The organism is Kitasatospora sp. NPDC127116 (assembly GCF_042677365.1).
GTDB classification, from domain to species: domain Bacteria; phylum Actinomycetota; class Actinomycetes; order Streptomycetales; family Streptomycetaceae; genus Kitasatospora; species Kitasatospora lactacystinica.
On sequence record NZ_JBHXTL010000054.1, the window covers coordinates 37517 to 58057 of the forward strand.

At 76.2% G+C, this 20541-nt stretch carries 18 protein-coding genes; 5 read left to right on the forward strand and 13 right to left on the reverse strand.

The window, feature by feature from the left end; translation table 11 throughout:
* Positions 1–62: 62 nt before the first annotated feature.
* Positions 63–662 carry a hypothetical protein gene (locus tag ACFVHV_RS22015; protein ID WP_380352849.1) on the reverse strand — a complete coding sequence of 200 codons (600 nt, stop codon included), beginning with the start codon at positions 660–662 and terminating at the stop codon, positions 63–65.
* A 304-nt stretch (positions 663–966) separates the two neighbouring features.
* Here ACFVHV_RS22015 and ACFVHV_RS22020 point away from each other — a divergent pair, with 304 nt between their 5' ends.
* Positions 967–2115: a Cmx/CmrA family chloramphenicol efflux MFS transporter gene (locus ACFVHV_RS22020; RefSeq protein WP_380352851.1), complete on the forward strand. Its 1149-nt coding sequence runs from the start codon at positions 967–969 to the stop codon at positions 2113–2115.
* Between the two features lie 44 nt (positions 2116–2159).
* Here the strand turns inward: ACFVHV_RS22020 and ACFVHV_RS22025 are convergent, their stop codons facing one another.
* The 7 genes from ACFVHV_RS22025 to ACFVHV_RS22055 form a co-directional block, all read right to left on the reverse strand.
* Entirely contained in the window at positions 2160–3518 is a 1359-nt protein-coding gene (locus ACFVHV_RS22025) for a DUF2252 domain-containing protein (protein ID WP_380352852.1), read from the reverse strand.
* A gap of 109 nt (positions 3519–3627) precedes the next feature.
* Positions 3628–5232, reverse strand: coding sequence for a multicopper oxidase family protein (locus tag ACFVHV_RS22030; RefSeq protein WP_380352854.1), 1605 nt, complete (start codon positions 5230–5232; stop codon positions 3628–3630).
* The gene (locus ACFVHV_RS22035; protein ID WP_380352855.1) at positions 5229–5711 is read right to left on the reverse strand and encodes a hypothetical protein; all 483 of its coding nucleotides are present in this window, start codon (positions 5709–5711) and stop codon (positions 5229–5231) included. The genes ACFVHV_RS22030 and ACFVHV_RS22035 overlap by 4 nt, the downstream gene beginning before the upstream one ends.
* Before the next feature lie 242 nt (positions 5712–5953).
* On the reverse strand, positions 5954–8479 hold the full coding sequence (locus ACFVHV_RS22040; RefSeq protein WP_380352857.1) for an FtsX-like permease family protein: 2526 nt from the start codon (positions 8477–8479) through the stop codon (positions 5954–5956).
* Entirely contained in the window at positions 8476–9357 is an 882-nt protein-coding gene (locus tag ACFVHV_RS22045; protein ID WP_380352859.1) for an ABC transporter ATP-binding protein, read from the reverse strand. Before ACFVHV_RS22045 ends, ACFVHV_RS22040 begins: the two co-directional genes overlap by 4 nt.
* Positions 9358–9470: 113 nt before the next feature.
* Positions 9471–10265 carry an aminotransferase class IV gene (locus ACFVHV_RS22050; protein WP_380352861.1) on the reverse strand — a complete coding sequence of 265 codons (795 nt, stop codon included), beginning with the start codon at positions 10263–10265 and terminating at the stop codon, positions 9471–9473.
* Positions 10258–11316: a GNAT family N-acetyltransferase gene (locus tag ACFVHV_RS22055; RefSeq protein ID WP_380352862.1), complete on the reverse strand. Its 1059-nt coding sequence runs from the start codon at positions 11314–11316 to the stop codon at positions 10258–10260. Before ACFVHV_RS22055 ends, ACFVHV_RS22050 begins: the two co-directional genes overlap by 8 nt.
* Positions 11317–11579: 263 nt before the next feature.
* Here ACFVHV_RS22055 and ACFVHV_RS22060 point away from each other — a divergent pair, with 263 nt between their 5' ends.
* Both ACFVHV_RS22060 and ACFVHV_RS22065 read left to right on the forward strand, forming a co-directional pair.
* Positions 11580–12905: a glycosyltransferase 87 family protein gene (locus ACFVHV_RS22060; protein WP_380352864.1), complete on the forward strand. Its 1326-nt coding sequence runs from the start codon at positions 11580–11582 to the stop codon at positions 12903–12905.
* On the forward strand, positions 12812–14026 hold the full coding sequence (locus tag ACFVHV_RS22065) for a glycosyltransferase family 4 protein (RefSeq protein WP_380352866.1): 1215 nt from the start codon (positions 12812–12814) through the stop codon (positions 14024–14026). The genes ACFVHV_RS22060 and ACFVHV_RS22065 overlap by 94 nt, the downstream gene beginning before the upstream one ends.
* Here the strand turns inward: ACFVHV_RS22065 and ACFVHV_RS22070 are convergent.
* The 4 genes from ACFVHV_RS22070 to ACFVHV_RS22085 all read right to left on the reverse strand — a co-directional run bounded on the left by ACFVHV_RS22070 (position 13998) and on the right by ACFVHV_RS22085 (position 17359).
* Positions 13998–14360 carry a hypothetical protein gene (locus ACFVHV_RS22070; RefSeq protein ID WP_380352868.1) on the reverse strand — a complete coding sequence of 121 codons (363 nt, stop codon included), beginning with the start codon at positions 14358–14360 and terminating at the stop codon, positions 13998–14000. The two genes, ACFVHV_RS22065 and ACFVHV_RS22070, sit on opposite strands and share 29 nt — an antisense overlap.
* A gap of 68 nt (positions 14361–14428) precedes the next feature.
* Complete coding sequence (locus tag ACFVHV_RS22075; RefSeq protein WP_359897632.1) at positions 14429–15085, reverse strand: response regulator transcription factor; 657 nt, start codon at positions 15083–15085, stop codon at positions 14429–14431.
* Positions 15070–16338, reverse strand: coding sequence for a sensor histidine kinase (locus tag ACFVHV_RS22080; protein WP_380352876.1), 1269 nt, complete (start codon positions 16336–16338; stop codon positions 15070–15072). The genes ACFVHV_RS22075 and ACFVHV_RS22080 overlap by 16 nt, the downstream gene beginning before the upstream one ends.
* Before the next feature lie 85 nt (positions 16339–16423).
* The gene (locus tag ACFVHV_RS22085) at positions 16424–17359 is read right to left on the reverse strand and encodes a DMT family transporter (protein WP_380352870.1); all 936 of its coding nucleotides are present in this window, start codon (positions 17357–17359) and stop codon (positions 16424–16426) included.
* Positions 17360–17562: 203 nt separating this feature from the next.
* Between ACFVHV_RS22085 and ACFVHV_RS22090 the strand changes: the two genes are divergently transcribed.
* Positions 17563–18447, forward strand: coding sequence for a LysR family transcriptional regulator (locus ACFVHV_RS22090; protein WP_380352871.1), 885 nt, complete (start codon positions 17563–17565; stop codon positions 18445–18447).
* Positions 18448–18465: 18 nt separating this feature from the next.
* Here ACFVHV_RS22090 and ACFVHV_RS22095 read toward each other — a convergent pair whose 3' ends face one another.
* Positions 18466–18798 (reverse strand): hypothetical protein, encoded by a 333-nt coding sequence (locus ACFVHV_RS22095; RefSeq protein WP_380352873.1) that lies wholly within the window; start codon positions 18796–18798, stop codon positions 18466–18468.
* Positions 18799–19156: 358 nt separating this feature from the next.
* Here ACFVHV_RS22095 and ACFVHV_RS22100 point away from each other — a divergent pair, with 358 nt between their 5' ends.
* Positions 19157–20476, forward strand: a complete 1320-nt coding sequence (locus ACFVHV_RS22100; RefSeq protein WP_380352874.1) for a chitinase — start codon at positions 19157–19159, stop codon at positions 20474–20476.
* The last annotated feature ends 65 nt before the right edge of the window (positions 20477–20541 follow it).

Consider the following 20541-nt stretch of genomic DNA (forward strand, 5'->3'; position numbering starts at 1 on the left):
GTCCGGTGCCCTGTTCCCCCTGGCAGTGGTCGAGCCGCGCATCGTGGCCGCCTGCCGGGAACCTAGACGGTCCGCACCTTGCCCGCGCTCTCGGTGAGGGTCGGTTCGCCGGAGTCCGGGTCGACGGTGAAGACGCGGTACCCGGCGTCGGTGGTGATGCGGACGTGGCCGGCGTCGGACCACTGCGCCGAGACGAACTCGCCCTGCCCCAGGAACGCCTGTTGGACGGTGAGGACGTGCCAGCGGCGGGCCGAGAGGCCGGTGCCGGTCTCCAGCGCGATGTGGAAGGTGTTGCTCTCCTGCTCCGAGTAGCCGCGGTTGACCACGGTCAGGACGTGGTCCGTCCGGCCGGGGGAGCTCGTGCGCGTGTCCGAGCGGACCAGCTCCTGGAACGAGCCGAGGACGGATGCGCCCACCGCGAACAGCAGCCCGAGGACCCCGACCGCCGTCACCACCCCGCCGACCGTGTCCCGACGGCCGCGGATCAGGCGCGCGGCCAGGAGCAGGACGCCGGCCGCGCCGACCAGCAGCACCGGCCGGTTCAGGGCGTCGGCCACCACGGCCCGTCCGCCACTGCGGGACTCCAACCGTCCCACCGCGCCCACGGCCGGCGGCAACAGGGCCGTCGCGGCCAGGACCCCGCCGATTCTCACACGATTCATCGAACCCCCTTGCGGGGCACCTTGGACGGCGTGACGATCCCGGCGCAGGCGGACGACCGCGGACCGGGCCCGTCCACCTGGAAAACCGGATGCTTCGACGGCGGAGGGTCGGGTAGCCTGCCGGGCATGTCGAGCCCTGAGGCATCCAGGGTGGGGGCTTTCGGTCACGCGCCGTCGGCCCCCTGAAACCCGGAAGCACTGAACCACCGAGGTCCGAGCGAGCGCCACGTCCGCGCCGCCCGGGGGTTGAGCGTGCGGTGACGAGACGTCCGTCCTTCTCGTTCCCCCACTTCGGAGCCTCTCGATGCCCCTTCCGCTCTATCTGCTCGCCCTGGCCGTGTTCGCCATGGGCACTTCGGAGTTCATGCTCGCCGGGCTGCTGCCCTGCCTCGCCGCCGACCTCGGCGTCACCGTCGGCACGGCCGGCGGGCTGACCTCGGCCTTCGCGGTCGGGATGGCGGTCGGCGCGCCGCTGATGGCCGTACTCGTCCGCAGCCGGCCGGGGCGCGGCAGCCTGCTCGGGTTCGTCCTGGCGTTCGCGGCGGCGCACGCGGTCGGCGCGGTCACCGCGAGCTTCCCGGTGCTGTTGGCCACCCGGGTGGTGGCCGCGCTCGCCAACGCAGGGTTCCTGGCCGTGGCGCTGACCACCGCCGCCGCGCTGGTCCCGGCGGACCGCAAGGGGCGGGCGCTCGCCGTGCTGCTGTCGGGGACGACGGTGGCGACGGTGGCCGGTGTCCCGGGCGGGGCGGTGCTGGGCGCGGTGTTCGGGTGGCGTGCCGCGTTCTGGGCGGTCGCGCTGCTCTGCCTGCCGGCCGCCGTCGGCATCGCCAGGGGTCTGCCGTCCGTCACCGCTCGCGCCGACCGGTCCGCGACGACGGCCCTGCGGGCGGAACTCGCCGAGCTGCGCCGCCCAGGACTTCTCCGCGCGATGCTGCTCGCCGGGCTGGTGAACGCGGCGACCTTCGGCGGGTTCACCTTCCTCGCCCCCGTGGTGACCGGACCCGCCGGGTTGGGCGAACCGTGGGTGCCGGTCGCGCTGGTCCTGTTCGGCGCCGGCTCGTTCACCGGGGTCACCGTCGCGGGGCGGCTCGCGGACCGGCATTCCGGTCCGGTCCTCGCGGTCGGCGGCCCGCTGCTGCTGGCGGGCTGGCCCGCGCTCGCCGTTCTGGCCGGGGCACCGGGCGCGCTGCTGCCGCTGGTGTTCCTGCTGGGTGCGCTGTCCTTCGCGGTCGGCGGCACGCTGATCACCCGGGTGTTGTACGAGGCGGCCGGGGCCCCCGCCCTGGCCGGCGCCTGTGCGACCGCCGCCCTCAACCTCGGCGCCACCGCCGGCCCGCTGCTGGCCGCCGCCTCCCTCGGTACGGCGGCCGGCGGGCTCGGCCCGTTCTACGCGGGCGGCCTGCTGGTCGCCGCCGCGCTGCTGGTGGCGGCGGCGCCTCGGAGCGTCGGTTGAGCCGGGAGTCGAGGAGTTCGAAGACCCGCCTCAAAGCGCCCGGCTCACACCCCGGACACCGCCGCCAGCCGCCCGTCCTCGATCGCCGCCACCAGTTCGCCGTGGTCGGCCTTCGTGCGGTCCGCGTAGCGGAGGGCGAAGTCGGCGACGGCCTCGGCGAAGGTGTCCGCGCTGCCGAGGTAGCCGGCGATGGCCAGGCGGTCGCCGGTGCGTGCGTGGGCGCGGGCGAGGGTGCGGCCGCAGAGCTCGGCGTAGGCGCGCAGGCCGGAGGGGGTGAGGTCGGCGATCTCCGTCGAGCCCTTCATGTCGCGCAGTTGGCGGCCGTAGTAGTGGCGGCCGCCGGGGCCCGTGGTCCAGCCGAGGAAGATGTCGCTGGCGGCCTGCATCAGGTGCTGCCCGGTGACGACCCGGCGGCCGCCGTGGTGGGCGGACACCTCGGCGTCCACCCGCAGCGGCGGCAGGTGTTCCTCCAGCACCGACCGGCCGGCCTCCTTGAGCTGGAGGAACAGCGGGTCGCGGCCGTCCCGGCCTTCCAGCAGCAGGATGTAGCAGCGGGTGCCGACGCTGCCCACGCCGACCACCTTGGTCGCCGCGTCGACGAAGCGGAAGCGGTCCAGCAGCACCCGGCGGGACTCCGGGAGGGTCGACCGGTAGTCGCTGAACACCTGGCCGACGGCGCGCAGTTCGGTCCGTTTCAGCGGTTCGATCAGCGGCGGTGCGCTGATGATCCGGCGCCGCCCGTCCCGTTCCTCGGTGAGTTTGCCGAAAGCCTGCAGGCTGGTGCGGCTGCGGGCGTGGGCGAGGCCGGACTCCAGTTGCTTGCGCTGTCCCGGCTTGCCCAGCCGTGCCGGGAGGTCGGCGGTGTCCACCCGGGCGTACCAGACGTCGAGTTCGCCCTTCCCGGCCAGTCGCCGCATGGCGTCCGCGTACCCCTGGACGGCGGTGAGCGCGGCCCGGCGCGCCCGCTGCTCGTCCTGGCCGTTGTCGCGGGCGGCGACGGCGACGCTGGCGGCGAGCCGTTTGACGTCCCATTCGAAGGGGCCGGGGTGGGTCTCGTCGAAGTCGTTGACGTCGAAGAGCAGTGCGCGTTCCGGCGAGGCGTACAGGCCGAAGTTCAACAGGTGGGCGTCGCCGCAGAGTTGGACGGTGAGGCCGGTCTCGGGGAGGGCGCCGAGGTCGGCCGCCAGGACGGCGGCGGCGCCGCGCAGGTAGGCGAAGGGGCTCGCCGCCATCCGGCCGCGGCGGATCGGCAGCAGCCGGGTGATCCGGTCCTCGCACTGCCGTTCCAGCACGTCGAGCGGGTCGGGCCGGTCGGCGGCGGGGATCCACCGGCCGTGGGCGGAGCGGGAGATCCGCTCCCGGGCGGCCCGGCCGCGGCGGCGGCGTTCGGCGGGGGTGGTCATGGCGGCGGCTCCGTCCGTCGGCGGGTCCTCTTCCCGCGACGCTAGGGCAGGAGTGCCGGAGGGCGCAGCGCACGCCCTCCGGCACTGCGCCGTCCGGGTGGCCCGCTCCTCAGCGCACCGTGAAGTCCGCCATCATCGCCATGTCCTCGTGCTCCAGGTTGTGGCAGTGCAGCATGTACGCGCCCGCGTAGTCGGTGAAGCGCACGAGCACCTCCACCGCCTCGGCCGGACGCAGGTCCACGGTGTCCTTCCACCCCGCGTCGTACGGGCCGGGGTCCGCGCCGTTGCGGCCGATCACCTGGAAGTGGTCCAGGTGGACGTGCACCGGGTGGTGCAGGTCGGTGGAGAAGCGCCAGAGCTCGACCGCGCCGAGGGCGGGCGTGGCGATGCTGCGGCCGGGGGTGTACGGGCGGCCGTTGATGGTCCAGCCGTCGCCGCGGCTGCGCCGGAAGGTGAAGTCGCGGGTGGTGACGGCCGCGGAGGCGTCCAGGGCCTCGACGGTGGCGAGCCGGTCGGGCACCGTCGCGTCGTCGGCCGGCTGCTTCGCGGTGACGTCGAAGCGCATCACCTCGGCCGTCCGGCCGCTGCCGAAGCGGTTGACCAGCCGGACCCGGGTGCCGGGCGCGTAGCGGGAGAAGTCGACCACGACGTCGAAGCGTTCGGCGGGGGCGATCTCGATGCCGTCGTGCCGGACCGGGGCGGCGAGCAGGCCGCCGTCGGAACCGATCTGGACCAGGGCGCCGCCGCCCTCGGGCTGCGGGTCGAGTTCGAGCCGGTAGAGCCGGGCGTTGGAGGCGTTGAGCAGCCGCAGCCGGTAGTGCGCCCGGTCGACGTCCAGCCGGGGCCAGGGCGCGCCGTTGACCAGGATGACGTCGCCGAGCACGCCGTTGGCGTAGGCGTCGGTGACGCCCGGCTCGGCGAGCCCGGGGTCGACGGCGGGGTAGCGGAAGGAGCCGTCGGCGGCGAAGGAGCGGTCGGCGATCATCAGCGGCAGGTCCCGTTCGCCGCGCGGCAGCGGCAGCGCGGCCTCCTCGTCGTCGTGCACGAGGTGGAAGCCGGCCAGTCCGCGCCAGACGCCGGGGCCGGTGAAGCCCATCCGATGGTCGTGGTACCAGAGGGTGGCGGCGCGCTGCTTGCCGGGATAGGTGTACGTGCGCTCGCCGACGGCGGTGCGGGCCGCCGGGTGGTCCGTCCCGGACATCCCGGCCATCCCCGCCATGCCGGCCATGCCCGCCATTCCGGCCGTGCCGGACGCGGCGTCCGCCGAGGACCCGACCGGCAGCAGCAGGTCGACCGGGTAGCCGTCGCTGTCCGCCGGGGTGTGTCCGCCGTGCAGGTGGGTCACCGAGGGCACCGGCAGCTCGTTGCGGTGCTTGACCACGGCCGCCCGCCCGGCGCGGGTGACCACGGTCGGCCCGGGGAAGCCGCCCCCGTACGTCCAGGCCTCGGTCCGTACCCCGGGCAGGATCTCCAGCCGGGCGACCTGCTGGGTGATCTCGTAGTAGTCGCCCGTCGCGTCGCTGCGCACCGGCTGCAGCACGGGCGGCACCGGCAGCGCGGCCCGGAAGGCCTCCGGCAGGTCGAGTTCGCTGCTCAGCAGTTGCCCGGGGCGGCCCTCGGCGAGCAGCCGGGCGGCGGAGGGGACGGCGACGGCGGCCAGGGCGCCCGCGCCGAGGACGGAGGCGCCGACGCCCAGGAACCGGCGCCGGTTCACCGGGACACCTCCACCGGTCCGCCGGGGCGCGGCAGCCGTCCGGTGCCGTCGGGGCCGCCGACGCCCGGGGCGTGCCTGGCGGGCAGCGGCAGCCGCCAGGCGCCGACCAGGCCGAACAGCACGCCGCTGACCAGCAGGACGCCGAGCGTGACGTGCACGCCGAGCGCCCGGGCGTAGCCGGCCGTGATCTGGCCGACGACGGCGACGGTGAGCAGGAGGGTGGTCCACAGCGGCCAGAGCGGGCCCCGGCCGGGCCACCGGACGGCGACGGCCACCGCGAGCTGGATCACCACCACGGTGGCCAGCATCATCGCGTTGCCCTCGTGGTCCTTCAGGGAGTCGTAGGTGCCGTTCAGGAAGCTGCCGGCCAGCATGACCTGGAGCAGTGACAGCAGGGCCAGCAGGGTGGTGGAGGCGCGCAGCAGGATCAGCGGCCAGCGGGGCGCGGGGGCCGCGGGGGCTGCGGGAGGACTGCTCATGTCGGGCTACTCTCTGCGTCGACGGTCTGGCGGGGCGGGCGCGAGCGTAGCTGATTCGACATCACGATCAGCCCTTGTCAAGGTCATTGGAAGGTCATGCGCTTCCCATGAACCCCCCACCCGGGCCGCCGTTCCCACCCGAAGGAAGGGGGTGCCCTTGAGTCGTCCTCAAGGGCACCCCCTTCCCCCGCGGCCCGCCCCGGCCCCGGCCCCGTTACCGGCGTACCGCTACTGGCGCACTGCTACTGGCGCACCGCGCCCAGCGCCGCCGGCCGGGTCCGCAGCAGCGCCCGGACCGGCATCCCGGTCGCCGCGAGGCAGAGCAGCACGGCTCCGGCGGCCAGCGGCAGGGCGAGCATCGGCGGCACGTACGGGGCGGAGCCGGCCACGCCCCGGGCGACCGGCACCAGGGTGATCCCGGCGATGGCCGCGCCGACCGCCAGCCCGGTCGAGGCCACCAGCAGCGCCTCCCAGCGCATCATGCCGCGCACCTGGCGCCGGGTGGTGCCGGCCAGGCGCAGCAGCGCGACCTCGCGGCGCCGGTCCAGCACCGTCATCACCAGGGTGTTGGCGGCGCTGACGGCGGCGAACCCGCCGAGCACGGCGGCCATCACGGTGTTGGCCCAGCCGCTGAGCTCCAGGTCCTTGTCGGACTGGGCGACGAACCCGGCCCGGTCGGTCACCGCGGCCCCGGCCAGCGTGCCCAGCCCGGCGGCCACCGCCGCGGGGTCGGCGCCCGGTGCGTCGGCGACCAGCACCTGGCTGTCGTACCCGGCGGTGACGTGCGCGGCCACCGCGGCCCGGGGCAGCAGCGCCTGGCCGACGCCGAGCCCGCGGTCGTACACCGCGACCACGGCGGGCCGGACGGCGGTGCCGTCGCCGAGCCGGAGCGGGACCCGGTCGCCGACCCCGGCGCCGAGCGCGTCGGCCAGGGTGGCGCTCAGCGCGATGGTGTCGGGGGCGCGGCCGAGGTCGGCGAGCGTGCCGCTGCGCACGCCCAGGTCGAGCACCTTCGGCAGCCGCGCCGGGTCGCCGTCGACGCCGAGCACGGGGGCGGAGCCCAGCTGGCCGCCGTTCTCGTAGACGACGCCGGTGCGCAGCACGCCGACGGCGGTGTCCACGCCGGGCACCCGGGCCGCCCGCTCGGCCGTCCCGGCGGGCAGGCCGGGGCCGGTGGCGCCGACCACGTGGTCGGCGGTGACGCCGGCCCGGACGTTCTCGCCGGCGGTGTGGCGCACGGTGCTCTGCAGGATCAGCAGGGTGCCGCAGAAGGCGGTGACCAGGACGATCGGGGTGATCGCGGAGGCCAGCCGGCGGGCGTTGGCGCGGGTGTTGTCGGCGGCCAGCGAGCCGGGGGCGCCGCCGGCCCGCAGCGGGGCGCCGAGGATCGCGGCGGCGGCCCGGGCCAGCCAGGGGCCGAGCAGGGCGACGGCCATCATCAGGCACATCACCACGCCGAGCGCGGTCTGGGCGGCCTGCGCGCCGTCCAGGGAGTTGGCGACGGCGGCGGCCGCGGCGCCGCCGGCGGCGAAGACCAGCCCGAGGACGGTGCGCACCCGGCCCGGGCGGGGCGGTTCGACGGAGGCCTCGCCGAGCGCCTGGGCGGCCCGCATCCGGGACGGCCGGCGGGAGGCCAGGAAGCCGGCGGTCAGCGCGGCGAGGGTGCAGGCGAGGACGGCGACGAGCATCGGCAGCGGGCCGACGTCCAGGCGGACGTCCGCGGGGACGGCGCCGCGCTCGACCAGCTGGCCGAACCACCAGCGGGCGAGGGCGAGTCCGGGCAGGATGCCGAGCGCCGCGGCGAGCGGCGCGACCAGCATCGCCTCGGCGGCGATGGTGCGGCGGATCTGGCGCGGCGTGGCACCGACGGCGCGCAGCAGGGCGAACTCGCGGGCGCGCTGGCCGGTGGCGAGGGCGACGGTGCTCATCACCACGAAGACCGCGGTCATGGTGGCGTAGCCGCCGAAGGTGCCGCCGAGGGCCATCAGCAGGCTGCGGGCGCCGCCGAGGGCGGGGTGCTCGACGGCGCCCCGGTCGTCGCCGGTGAAGGTCCTGGCGTCGCCGCCGACGGCCTGGCGGACCTGTGCGGCGAGTGCGGCGGTGCTCACGCCCGCGCGGGGCTGGACGGCGACGGCGTCGATCCGGCCGGGGTGGCCGGAGAGCCGGTCGGCGGTGGCGTCGGCGAACCAGGCGGTGGGCCCGGCCTGCTGGGCGGCGGCCAGGCCGGAGACCCGGTAGTCCGCAGTGCCGCCGGGCGCGGTGAGCGTGAGGCGCGCGCCGGGGGCGAGGTGTGCGGCGCGCGCCGTGTCGGCGTCCAGCACCACCTCGTTCGCGCCGGGCGCGCGGCCCTCGACCAGGGTGTCGCCCGGTCCGGCGATACCGAGCGCGGCGAAGCCCCGGCCGGTCAGGGCCGGCGCCGGGCCGGTGGCGGGCAGCGGGAAGGCGGTGTCCGGGCGGGCGGCCGCGACCCCGGGCAGCGCGGCCAGCCGGCCGACCAGCGCGGCGTCCGTCCGGGCCCGCTCCGGGGTGGCCTGCTCCACGGTCTCGGTGTCCTGGCCGACCTTCTTCTGGATCTTCACCGCCTGCTCGGCCGCGACCACCACCGGGGCGTCCGCGTACCGGGCGGGCTTCAGGCTCGCGGTCAGACCGGTCTGCAGCAGCACGCCGCAGGCCACCACCACGACGGCGCCCAGCAGCAGGGCGACCAGGGTGCCCGCGAAGGAGGCGGGCCGAAAGCGCACCGAGGAGCGCGCGAGTCCGTTCGTCACGCCGCCACTCCCACCGGGCGGGCGGTCAGCGCGACCATCCGGTCCGCGACGGTCTGCGGGCTCGGATGCGGCAGGTCGTCCACGATCTCGCCGCCGGCCAGGAACAGCACCCGGTCGGCGAAGGAGGCGGCCACCGGGTCGTGGGTCACCATCACCACGGTCGCGCCGAGCGAGTCAACGGCCTGGCGCAGCAGGGCGAGCACCTCGTGCGCGGTCCGGGTGTCCAGGGCGCCGGTCGGCTCGTCGGCGAACACCACGTCCGGGCGGGTGATCAGCGCGCGGGCGATCGCCACCCGCTGCTGCTGGCCGCCGGAGAGCTGGCCGGGCCGGCGCCGGGCGTGCTCGCCGAGACCCACCCGGCCCAGCAGCTCCCGCGCCCGGGCGCGGTCCTGGCGCTCCCCGGCGAGCCGCTGCGGGAGCAGCACGTTCTGCTCGACGGTCAGCGAGGGCAGCAGGTTGAAGGACTGGAAGACGAAGCCGATCCGGCTGCGGCGCAGCTTGGTGAGCCGGTTCTCGCTCAGCGCGGTGATGTCCTCGCCGCCGAGCCGGACCTGCCCGGAGTCCGGGCGGTCCAGGCCCGCCGCGCACTGGAGGAAGGTGGACTTGCCGGAGCCGGACGGGCCCATCACCGCGGTGAAGCTGCCGTGGGCCAGCGCCAGGTCGACCCCGCACAGCGCCTGCACCGTCGCCTCGCCGCGCCCGTAGGTGCGGCGCACCCCGCGCAGCTCGATCGCGGGGGCCGCCTGCGGGGCGGTGCCGTAGGGGGTGCCGTACCCGGGGGCGGCGGGGGCGGCGTGGGCGGCGGGGGCGTACCCATCGGTGCCGTACTGGTCCGTCCCGAACTCGTCGGTCCTGCGGCGGTCTTGGCGGCGTGCCATGGGTGGGCCTTCCTTCGGTTCCGCGTCGTAGCGTCGCTCGTCGTCAACGTGCTCCAACCTAGGGAGAACGGACTCCGCGGACCATGCAGGCCACCGGCGGACCGGAGGTGGGGTTATCCCCCCACCGGTTCGGCGGGAACCCCCAGGTAGACGGCGCGCAGCTCGGCGAGCACCGGGTGGGCGGGGTCGAAGGCGGTGCCGTCCACGGCCGCCAGCGGACACACCCCGACACCCGCGTTCACCGCGAAGGCGGCGGTGAAGCGGTCCAGCCCGTCGGCGGCCAGCGGCTCGCGGGACTGCGGACCCCGGTACGCGCCGGACAGCAGGGCCTCGGTCACGCCCGGCAGGCTCGGCCCCTGCGGCCAGACCAGCTTCTCCTCGGCCAGGAAGCCCACGTTCCAGGTCGCGCCCTCGACCACCAGGCCGTCCTCGTCGACCAGCAACACGTCGTCGAAGCCCGCCAGTTGCGCCAAGCGGCGGTGGTGCACCAAACCGAACAGGCCGACGTGCTTCACCTCCGGCAGCTCCCGCCGGTACGCCGCGGTGCGGACCCGCAGCGGGGCGGGCGCGGCCGCCGTGGCCGGGCGGGTGGTCACCAGCAGGGCGGGTGCGGCCGGGGCCGCGGGGCGCTCCAGGCCGAGCTCCGGGTCGTACACGGTGACCCGGACGGTCACCGGCGCGCCGTCGGCGGGCAGCACCGCGCCGATCCGCGCCCGCACCACCGCCCGGTCCAGCTCGGCGCCGAACAGCACCCGGCAGTCCCGGACCAGCCGGTCCAGGTGCAGCGCCAGACCGCGCACCCGGCCCTCCTCCGCCCGCAGGGTGGTGAAGTGCCCGTAGTTGAGCAGCCCCAGCGCGGCCAGCCGCGCAGGGTCGGCAGGGGCGCCGTCGATCTCGATCTCAGCCATCCCCCGAGTCTGCCAGCTGCGGGAATGCCGGCGGAGCCTGCTCCGGCAGCCCCGACCGGGGCGGCCCCGACCGAGGCGACTCGGACTGCCGCGGCCCCGGCCGAGGCGGCTCGGAGCGCGACGGCCCGGACTGCGGCGGCCCGGACTGCGGCGGCGACGCCGGGCGGTAGGGGCTCACCATCGGCCGGCCCGCCTTCCGGGCCGCCCGCTCGAACTCCTCGATCCGGTACGCCAGGCCCTCCGGCTCCCCCGCGTCCGACCAGCGCCACGCCTCCGCCCACCACTGCGGGCCGCGCACCAGCGGCCGGCCGGCCAGCGCCAGGCACAGGGCCAGCGTGGAGCGGGCGTACTCGTGCACCCAGCCGTCGCAGCCCCGGTAGTCCGCCGTCTCGTCCAGCCGCAGCCAGCGGCCCTCCTGCCCCGCGGCCAGTATCGGCACCCAGCCGCGCAGCCGGTCGGCGACCAGCAGGAGCAGCCGGCCGTCCTCCTCCCGCACCCGGTGCACGGGGAGCTGGGGCATCCGGGCGAAGGACAGCGCACGCTTCCAGCCCACCACCCACAGCCCCCGGCGCAGGTAGTAGCGGACCGCCGGCTGCCAGGTCCAGTGCGCCTCCAGCCGGAACCCCGGCAGGCCCTCGGCGGTGGCCGCCGCGTACACCTCGTCCAGCGCGGCGGCGGCCAGGCCCCGGCCGCGCGCGGCCGGCGTCACGTAGAGGGAGGAGACGGCGAGCTGGCTCGGGCCCTTGGTCCAGTTGTCCACCGCGACGGTGCCCGCCACCGCGCCCGCGTCGTCCCGGATCCAGTAGCGCCGCCGGTACAGCTCCCCGCCCGGCCACTCCCGCCCGCTCTCCCCCAGCCGCTCCCGCCACCTGCGCTCCGCCGGCGGGGCCAGCCCGTCCGGGTCCACCCGCTCGCCCAGCTCGCCCTCCACCAGGGACGCCAAGTCCCAGAGGGCGAACCGCCGTTCCTCCCCCGGACCGGCCGCCCGCAGCCGCGGCCCCGCCGCCAGCCGGTCCTGTGCCCGCTCCACCGCCGCATCCCACGACCTCACCACAGGGCGAGGATAGCGGTGGGCCGGGGACGATCAGTAATCCACCGGCCACCGAACGTCAACGCGAGGAGCGGGCCCGTCCCCGCCGCGCCCCGAGGCCCCTCCGCGCCCCTCTGCGGTCCTTTGCGGTCCTTTGCGGTCCTTTGCGGTCCTCGCCACTGTGGCCGCGGCCGTCGCCGTCCCGGCGGAGGTGGGGGAAACCCGACCACAGGGCTCGACCTGGCCGTGATGACCCCGCCGAGCTGCGGCGATGCAATGAAGGCGTGACGAAACGGGCGTGGTGGTGGTGCGGCGGGTGGCTGGTGGCGGCCGGGTGGGCGGGGGCGTTTCCGGTGCTGTCCGGGCTCGGGCCGCACCGGAGCTGGGGGACCTTCGCGGCCTGCGGGTACCTGTCGGCGGCACTCGCCGTGGCGCTGGTGCGGCGGCGCGGGCGTGAGGTGTCGGTGGCGGTCGCCGCCGTCGGGGCGGTGCTGGTGCCGCTGCTCGTGCTGGTGCTGGACGGGCGGGGGCAGAGCGAGGTCGGGGTGATCGAGCGCTCCGGGTCGCTGCTGCTGCACACCGGCACCCCGTACCTGGCCGAGCCGGCGTCCGTCGCCCAGTACACCCCGTACCTTCCCGGCATGGCCCTGCTGGGCCTGCCCCGGGCGCTGCTGGACGACACGCCGCTGGGCGGGTCACCGCTCGGCGACGCCCGGCTCTGGTGCGCGGCGGTGTTCCTGGTCTGCGTGCTGCGGACGGTGCCCGCCGGGCGCCGGCTCGGCGCCGCCGCGCTCACCGTCTCGCCGGTGGTCGCGCTGCCGCTCTGCGTCAGCGGGGTCGACCTGCCGCTCATCGGCCTCTGCTGGCTCGCCCTCGTCCGCGCCGCCGAACGGCGGCCGGTGGCGGCCGGGTTGGCGCTGGCCGCCGCCTGCTCGCTGAAGTGGACGGCCTGGCCCGCACTCGCCGTGGTGACCGCCCTGCTGGCGGCCACGGCCGGACGGCGCGCGGCGCTGCGCGGGGCGGCCGTCGCGGTGGGCGCGGCGGCGGTGGCCGTGCTGCCGGTGGCGCTGCGCGCGCCCGGGCCGCTGGTGGAGCAGGTGTTCGCCTTCCCCACCGGGCGCGGCCGGCTGCCCACCCCGGCCGCCAGCCCGCTGCCCGGACGGCTGCTCGCCGATCTCGGCCCGCCCGGCTGGTACGCCGCCGTCGGCCTGCTGCTGCTCGCCGGGCTCGCCGTCGGGGCGTCCCTGCTCCTCCGACCGCCCCGCACCGCGGCCGCGGCGGCGCACCGGCTGGCCCTCGGGCTGACCGCGGCCTTCCTGCTGGCACCCGCCGGGCGGTTCGGCTACCTCGCGCTGCCGCTCGTCCTCGTCCTGCTCCCCCTCTCGTCCTCCGATCCGGTCCCCGTTCCGCTCTCCGTTCCGCTCTCCCTTCCGAAAGGCCTGCCATGGGCACCACCCTCGTCGTCACCAACGACTTCCCACCGCGCCAGGGCGGCATCGAAACCTTCGTCCGGGCCATGGCCGACCGCGTTCCCGACCACGACGTCGTGGTCTACACCTCGGCCGAACCCGGCGCGGAGCGCCACGACGCCGCTCTCCCCTACCCGGTGATCCGCGACCGCGCCCGCACCCTGCTGCCGACCCCTCGGGCCACCCGCCGGGCCGCCGCGATAGCCCGCGCGCACGGCTGCGACCGGGTCTGGTTCGGCGCCGCCGCCCCGCTCGCCGCGATGACGCCCGGCCTGCGGCGGCTGGCGCCCGGCATCCGCCGCACGGTCGCCACCACGCACGGACACGAGATCTGGTGGGCCCGCACCCCGGGCGCCCGCGGCCTGCTGCGCCGGATCGGCCGCAGCACGGACGCGGTGACCTTCCTCGGGGCCTACACCCGCGCCCGGATCGCCCCCGCGCTCGGGCCGGACGCCCGGCTGGTGCGCCTGGTACCGGGGGTCGACCCGTCGGTCTTCCGGCCGGCCGGCACCACCGGGGTGCCGGCCGCCGCCCCGGTGGTCCTCTGCGTGGCGCGGCTGGTCCCGCGCAAGGGGCAGGACGCGCTGATCCGCGCGCTGCCCGCGATCCGCCGGGCCGTGCCCGGGACCACCCTGGTGCTGGTCGGCCGGGGCCCGGACGAGGACCGGCTGCGGGGCCTGGCCGGCCGGCTGACCGAGCCGGGCAGCGTGGTGTTCACCGGCGGCCTGGACCACGCCGGGACGGCCGTCCACTACGCCGGCGCGGACGTCTTCGCGATGCCGTGCCGCACCCGGCGGCTGGGCCTGGAGGCCGAGGGCCTGGGGATCGTCTTCCTGGAGGCGGCCGCGGCCGGCCTCCCGGTGGTGGCCGGCCGCTCCGGCGGCGCCCCGGACACCGTCCTGGACGGCGTCACCGGCACGGTCGTCGACGGCCGCGATCCCGCCGAAGTGGCCGCCGCCCTGACCCGCCTCCTGCTGGCCCCGGCCGCCGAGCGGGCCCGGATGGGGGCGGCGGGGCGGCGCTGGGTCGAGGAGCACTGGACCTGGGAGGCCTCGGCGCGGCGGCTCACGGAGTTGCTGGACCCCGCTTCGCCACTGCCGGGCCCGGGCGCTCCGGGTGTTCCCGCTGTTCCGGCCGTTCCCCGGCCCCCGGCCGCCCTGGTTCCTCCAGTCGCTCCAGTCGCTCCGGCCGTTCCCGGGGCTCCGGCCGCCCAGGAGGCTCCGGCCGGACCGGTCACTCCGCCTGCCCCCGCAGGTGCCTGACCAGTCGGGCGATGGCGGGCGCCCCGCCGTTGGCGCGGACCGCCGTCACCCAGTTCCTCGCCTGGCCCGGCAGGTCGTCGCGGCTCGGGCAGGAGAAGCTGAACAGCCAGACGTGGGCGGACAGATCGCGCTCCGGCATGGCCCGCCACTCCTCGCCCCCGGCAGCCGTCAGCGTGTCCCGACAGGCCGCCAGCGCCCGGTCCCCGTCCCCGGCCCATTCCTGCCGCAGCCACAGCAGGAAGTTGGTCTGCGCCGTCGTGGTGTCCTCCCTGGTCGCCTCGCCCTTGAGCAGCCGGTTGACGATTGCGCTCTGCGGTTCCCGTGTCCTCTCCATGACGCCATCGTTCCGGCCGCACAACCCCTGTGACAAGTGGGTGAATTGCCGTCGGACGGGCGGACCGGTCACTCGCCGCGCAGGTGCGCCAGCACCGCGAGCACCCGCCGGTTGCCCTCGGTCGGGTCCAGGTCCAGCTTCATGAAGATGTTCCCGCAGTGCTTCACCACCGAGGCCTCGGTGATGCTCAACCGGGCCGCCACAGCCTGGTTGTTGAGGCCCTCGGCCAGCAGCGCGAGCACCTCGCGCTCGCGCGGGGTGAGGCGGGCCAGCGGGCGGTCGCCCGACCGGCCGCGCAGCAGCACCCGGACCACGTCGGGGTCGATCACCGTCTCCCCGTCCGCGACCCGCCGCAGCGCGTCCAGGAAGTCCGCGACGTCACCGACCCGGTCCTTCAACAGGTAGCCCAGACCGGCCGGTTGAGCACCGGCGGCGGCCAGCAGCCGGGTCGCGTACGGGGTGGCCACGTACTGGGACAGGACCAGGACGGGCAGGCCGGGGTGGCGCTCGCGCAGGGCGAGGGCGGCGCGCAGGCCCTCGTCGGTGTGGTCGGGGGGCATCCGGACGTCGGTGACCACGATGTCCGGCCGCTCGGCGTCGACGGCCGCGGCCAGCGCCTCGGCGTCGCCGACGGCGGCGGTCACCCGGTGGCCGCCGAGGGCGAGGAGCTCGACCAGTCCGGCGCGCAGCAGCACCGCGTCCTCGGCGATCACGACCCGGAGCACGGGACCTCCAGCCGCAGCGTCGTCGGGCCGCCCGTCGGGCTCGTCACCATCAGCCGTCCTCTCAGCAGTGCCACCCGGTCGGCGAGTCCCGCCAGTCCGGCCCCGGCGGCCGGGTCCGCCCCGCCGCGGCCGTCGTCGGTCACCTGGACGACCAGCCGGCCCCCCGCGACCCGCCCGCGGACGGTGATCGCGGTGGCGCCGCTGTGCTTGGCGGCGTTGGTGAGCGCCTCGGTGACGGTGAAGTAGGCGGTGGTCTCCACGGCCGGGTGCAGCCGCTCCGGGAGCTCGATGTCGGCTTCCACCGGGATCGGGTGACGCAGCGCGACCTCGGCGACGGCGGCCGCGAGCCCGTGGTCGGTGAGCACCTGCGGGTGGATGCCGCGCACCAGTCCGCGCAGCTGCTCCAACGCCTGCCGGGCCTCGCCGCGCGCCCGGGTGACGAGGTCCGCCGCCCGGCCCTGCCGGTCGCGCAGCTCGTACTCGGCGAGCCCGAGGGTCATGCTGAGCGCGACCAGCTGCTGCTGCGCCCCGTCGTGCAGGTCGCGCTCGATCCGGCGCCGCTCCGCCTCGAAGGCGTCGGCCAACCTGGCCCGGGAACGGGTGAGTTCGAGCACCTGGCGGCCGAGGTCGTCCTCCCGGGGGGCGAGCAGGAAGCGGGCCAGCGCGACCTCGGCGGCGGTCAGCAGCGCCCCGGCGTACGCGCAGAGCAGCAGGCCCGCCAGCCCGGCGGCGGTGAACGGCAGGGCGGCGAGCGGCCCGGGGACGGCGCGCCCGGGGATCAGCATCACGGTCTCCGGCGCGAGCGCCCAGACCACCAGCGGGGAGAGCACGTACAGGCCGGACAGCACCAGCAGCGCGGTGAAGCCGAGCGCGGCGGCGGCCAGCACCGTCGAGACGAGCGCGGCATGGGCGAGTTCGCGCCAGGTGGCCCGCTCGCGCAGCCGGGTGCGGATGCGGGCCCGGCGGCCCGCCCCGGGCAGGCTGCGGTGCGGGTCGGGCAGCGGGACCGGCTCCACCAGCCGCAGCCGCCACCGGGCCGCGGTGGCGGTCGGAATGCCGATGAGCGCCAGGGCGACCAGCAGCGGGATCCCGACGCCGATCGCCCCCAGGCCCAGGCCGAGCACCAGCAGCACCACGAGGACCGCCAGCAGCACCGGCCCGAGCAGCGCACTGCCCAGCAGGTACGCCCAGCAGCGCGGCACCCAGCGGGTGAACGGGAAGCGCAGCGGGTGCGCCCACAGCGCCTCGCCCACGGCGGTCGGCTGCGGTTCCGCCTCGCGGCCCCCTTCGCCGCCCCCGCCACCCCCGCCGTCGCTGACCTCGCTCACCCGGTCCACCCTAACCGACGGGCTGACGGCCCTTCGGGTCCTCCGCCGGGGCCCCGCCCTGGGCCGCCACCGGGGCCGGGCGCGGCTGGGCCAGCGCGACGGCAGCGATCACCAGCACGCCGCCGACCAGCGCGTTCCAGCCCACCGGCTCGTGCAGGAACGCCGCGCCCAGCGCCGTCGACCAGAGCGGCATCACGTACGTGACGGCGGAGGCCACCGTCGCCCCCGCGCCGCGGACCAGGGCCAGGTTGAGCAGGTACGCCAGGCCGGTGCCGGCCACGCCGAGCACCAGCAGGGCGAGCGCCGGGCCCGCCCCGGGCCAGTGCGGGGCGCCTTCGGCGAGCGGCGCGACCAGCGCCAACTCGGCGGCGGCGCAGGCGATCTGGAGCGCGGAGAGGGTGGTCACCGACTCCGGGCGGCCGGACAGGAAGCGGCGCAGATAGGCGAAGCCGGCGCCGTAGCAGCAGGCGGCGGCCAGGCAGGCCAGCGCGCCGGCGGTCGCCCCGGCGCCGAGGCCGCGCCAGACCCCGAGCACGGTGAGCACGCCGAGGAAGCCGAGCCCGAGGCCGGCCAGTCGGCGGGCGCCAGGGCGGCGCTCCCCGGGGACGGCCAGCACCGCGAACAGCAGGGTGAACAGCGGGGTGGTCGCGTTCATCACCCCGGCGAGCACCGAGCTGACCCTGGTCTCGCCGAACGGGAAGAGGGTGAACGGCACCGCGTTGAGCAGCACCGCCACCACCGCCGAATGGCCCCACAGCACCCGGTCGCGCGGGACCCGCTCGCCGCGCACCACGAGGATCGCCCACAGCGTGGCCGCGCCCAGCAGGCAGCGCCACAGCGCCACCCAGAGCGGCGGCACCCCCGCGTCGACCGCGACCTTGATCAGGGCGAAGCTCGCGCCCCAGATCGCCGACAGGGCCACGAAGCCCGGCAGCCAGCGCCGCACCCCCACCACCTCCTTGTCCGTGTCCGTGGCCGCGTCCGTCTTCGTTTCCGTGGCCGTTTCCGTGGCCGTGGCCGTTTCCGTGGCCGCATCCGTGGCCGTGGCCGTGGCCACGCTCGTGGCCGTGCCATCAACTGGACAGAGCGTGGCCCGGCACCGGAGCATGAGTCCAACAAGTGGCAGTGCACCCGTGATGAGGAAGTCTCATGACCTCGGACGTCAACCTGGCCCAGCTCAGGGCACTGGTCGCGGTCGCCGACACCGGCGGCTTCGGAGCGGCCGCCGACGAGCTGGGCATCAGCCAGTCCGCCGTCTCGCACGCCGTCGCCGCGCTGGAGCGCAACCTCGGCGCGCCCGTGCTGCGGCGCGGCAGCCCGTGTCGCCCCACCCCGCTCGGCGAGCAGATCCTCCCGCACGCCAGGACGGCCGTCGCCTCGGCCGTCGCCGTCCGCGCGATCGCCACCCGGCACTGCGGCGGCCTGACCGGCACCGTACGGCTGGCGGCGCCCACCACCGTCTGCCAGGCGCTGCTGCCCGGACTGCTGAAGGACTGGCGGGCGGCCCACCCGCAGCTGACCGTCCGGGTCTTCGAGGGCGAGGACGACGAGCTGGCGGCCTGGCTGGAGGCGGGCACGGTCGACGCCGCCGTGCTGGTGGACGCCGGTCCGCTGCCGCCCGGGGCGGTCGCGCTCGGCGCCGACTCGATGCACGCACTGCTGCGCCGCGACCATCCGCTCGCCGACCAGCCGACCGTCCACGTGGCCGAGTTGGAGGACGACGACTTCCTGCTCTCGGAGGGCGGCTGCGAGCGCCACATCCGCGAGGCCTACCGGCGGGCCGGTACCCGCTTCGCGCCCCGGCACCGCATCCGCGACCTGAACACCCTGATCGGCATGGTGCACGCGGGCGTCGGGGTCTCGGTGATGCCCGCGCTGGCACTGACCATGCTCCCGGCCGACTGCGTGCTGGTCCCGATCCGGCCCGCCGTCCACCGGACGCTGTCGCTGACCGGGCCGACCGGCCGCCCGTGGGCCCCCGCGGTCAGCGGACTGCTGGCGGGGGTGGGCGCGGACACCACCGTCGGGGCCTGAGCGCCCGGCGCCGGGCGCTCAGCTCCATCCGTCCGGCGGCAGCCAGGGCGGTACGGGCACGTCCCACCGGGCGTCGAACCGGGCGACGACGGCGCGCAGTTGACGGGCGTGCCGGGGCGACAGCGCGAGCATCACCGTCTCCAACAGGTCCCGGTCGTCCCACGGGCAACCGCAGCAGAACCAGTACAGGTCGCGCTCCGCGTAGTCCTCCCACAGCCGGCGCTCGGGACGGTGGACGTACGCCCGCCACCGACGCAGTGCGGCCGCCGTGTCCCCGGGCCGCAGGTGGTTCCGCGTACGTTCGAGCCGCGCGATCTCGGCGAGGGCCCGCGCGGACACCCCGTCGATCACCGGCTGCGCTCCTCGGACCCGGCGGCGCGGAAGCTCTGCGCGGATCCGTCCCGGCCGACTACGCGGCACGGTCCTTTCGGTCGGTCGTCATGGGCGCCATGCTGCCACGGGCCCGCCCGGCGATCCACGGCATTTCCGCCTGCCCGCGCACCCGCCGGACTCCTGGCGCGCTGTCGCGCCCGTGACGGACGGGCGGGCTTGACCCTTTTGGGGTTGACCCCCCTTCCCCACAGGTCTATACCAGTGAGGACCTTCGGCAACCACCCGCCGCCGACGGTCCGTTCGGCCGCCGCGCCACCCCCACACCCGGCGCGACCAGGCCGGCCTCCCCCACTGCCGTTTCCTGGAAAGGCTTCCGATGGAACGCGCTCTTCCCCCGCATTCCCACCGGCACACCGCACCTCGCCCCGCCCGTCGCCCCGCCCTCGGGCGCCCCGCCGCGCTCGCCGTGGCCGCCGCGCTCGGCCTGGTCGCCGGCGGCGTCGCCGCCCTGGCCGGCACCGGCTCCGCCTCCGCTTCCGCGGACACCACCGGCACCACCGCCGCCGGAGGGCTCGGCAGCAACTGGTACGCCTCGGCGCCGTACCTGATGCCCGAGGACAACAACCCGCCGGACGCCGCCGCCGTCATGGACGCCACCGGCCAGAAGGCCTTCCAACTGGCTTTCATCCTGGCCCAGGGCAACAGCTGTTCGCCCGCCTGGGGCGGCACCTCCTCGATCGACACCGACACCACCATGCCGAGCGTCATCCAGACCGTGCGCGGCAAGGGCGGGGACGTCTCGGTGTCGGTCGGCGGGTACGGCGGCACCAAGCTGGGCCAGGTCTGCGGCACCCCCGAGGCGACCGCCGCCGGCTACCAGAAGGTGATCACCAAGTACGGCCTCAAGGCGATCGACTTCGACCTGGAGGAACCGGAGTACGAGAACACCGCAGCCATCCACAACGAGATCGGCGCGGCCCGGATCCTCCAGCAGAACAACCCCGGCCTGTACGTCTCGATCACCACCGCGGGCACCAACGCGGGCACCGGCTGGTTCGGCACCCAGATGCTCAACGAGGCCAAGTCGCAGGGCTTCACGCCGGACAACTACTCGATCATGCCGTTCGACGGCGGCTTCAGCGGCGCCGCGGCGCAGACCGACGCGCTGGTGAAGTTCAACCAGATCCTGCAGAGCACCTTCGGCTGGAACGAGGCCACCGCGTACGCCCACGAGGGCGTGTCGATGATGAACGGCCGCACCGACGCCGCCGAGTACTTCCACCAGTCCGACTTCCAGACCGTGCTGGACTTCGCCACCGCGCACGGCCTGGCCCGGTACACCTACTGGTCGGTCAACCGGGACCGCCAGTGCGCGGGCAACGTCGACCCGGGGCTGTCCGGCTCCTGCTCCAGCGTGGCTCAGAACGACTGGGACTTCACCAAGTACACGGTGAAGTTCGCCGGGGCGACCCCGCCCACCACGCCGCCCACCACCCCGCCCACGACTCCCCCGACGACTCCTCCGACCACCCCCGGCAGTTGCACCGCCCCGGCGTGGAGCGCGAGCACCACGTACACCGGCGGCGCCAAGGTCTCGTACAACGGGCACAACTACCACGCCAAGTGGTGGACGCTGAACGAGGTGCCGAGCGCCGGCGGCCAGTGGGGCGTCTGGGCCGACGACGGGCCCTGCTGAGCGCAGCCTGCCGGTGCCCCGGGTCGGGACCCGACCCCCCCCCCTCGCAGGGGGGGGGGCCCACC

What these genes read in the sequence shown, in the direction of transcription:
- ACFVHV_RS22045 (WP_380352859.1), bottom strand. Translation starts at nt 9,357, where the DNA reads ATGGCACGCCGCCAAGACCGCCGCAGGACCGACGAGTTCGGGACGGAC.
- ACFVHV_RS22065 (WP_380352866.1), top strand. Translation starts at nt 12,812, where the DNA reads ATGGCCGACCGCGTTCCCGACCACGACGTCGTGGTCTACACCTCGGCC.
- ACFVHV_RS22035 (WP_380352855.1), bottom strand. Translation starts at nt 5,711, where the DNA reads ATGAGCAGTCCTCCCGCAGCCCCCGCGGCCCCCGCGCCCCGCTGGCCG.
- ACFVHV_RS22025 (WP_380352852.1), bottom strand. Translation starts at nt 3,518, where the DNA reads ATGACCACCCCCGCCGAACGCCGCCGCCGCGGCCGGGCCGCCCGGGAG.
- ACFVHV_RS22070 (WP_380352868.1), bottom strand. Translation starts at nt 14,360, where the DNA reads ATGGAGAGGACACGGGAACCGCAGAGCGCAATCGTCAACCGGCTGCTC.
- ACFVHV_RS22015 (WP_380352849.1), bottom strand. Translation starts at nt 662, where the DNA reads ATGAATCGTGTGAGAATCGGCGGGGTCCTGGCCGCGACGGCCCTGTTG.
- ACFVHV_RS22020 (WP_380352851.1), top strand. Translation starts at nt 967, where the DNA reads ATGCCCCTTCCGCTCTATCTGCTCGCCCTGGCCGTGTTCGCCATGGGC.
- ACFVHV_RS22050 (WP_380352861.1), bottom strand. Translation starts at nt 10,265, where the DNA reads ATGGCTGAGATCGAGATCGACGGCGCCCCTGCCGACCCTGCGCGGCTG.
- ACFVHV_RS22090 (WP_380352871.1), top strand. Translation starts at nt 17,563, where the DNA reads ATGACCTCGGACGTCAACCTGGCCCAGCTCAGGGCACTGGTCGCGGTC.
- ACFVHV_RS22100 (WP_380352874.1), top strand. Translation starts at nt 19,157, where the DNA reads ATGGAACGCGCTCTTCCCCCGCATTCCCACCGGCACACCGCACCTCGC.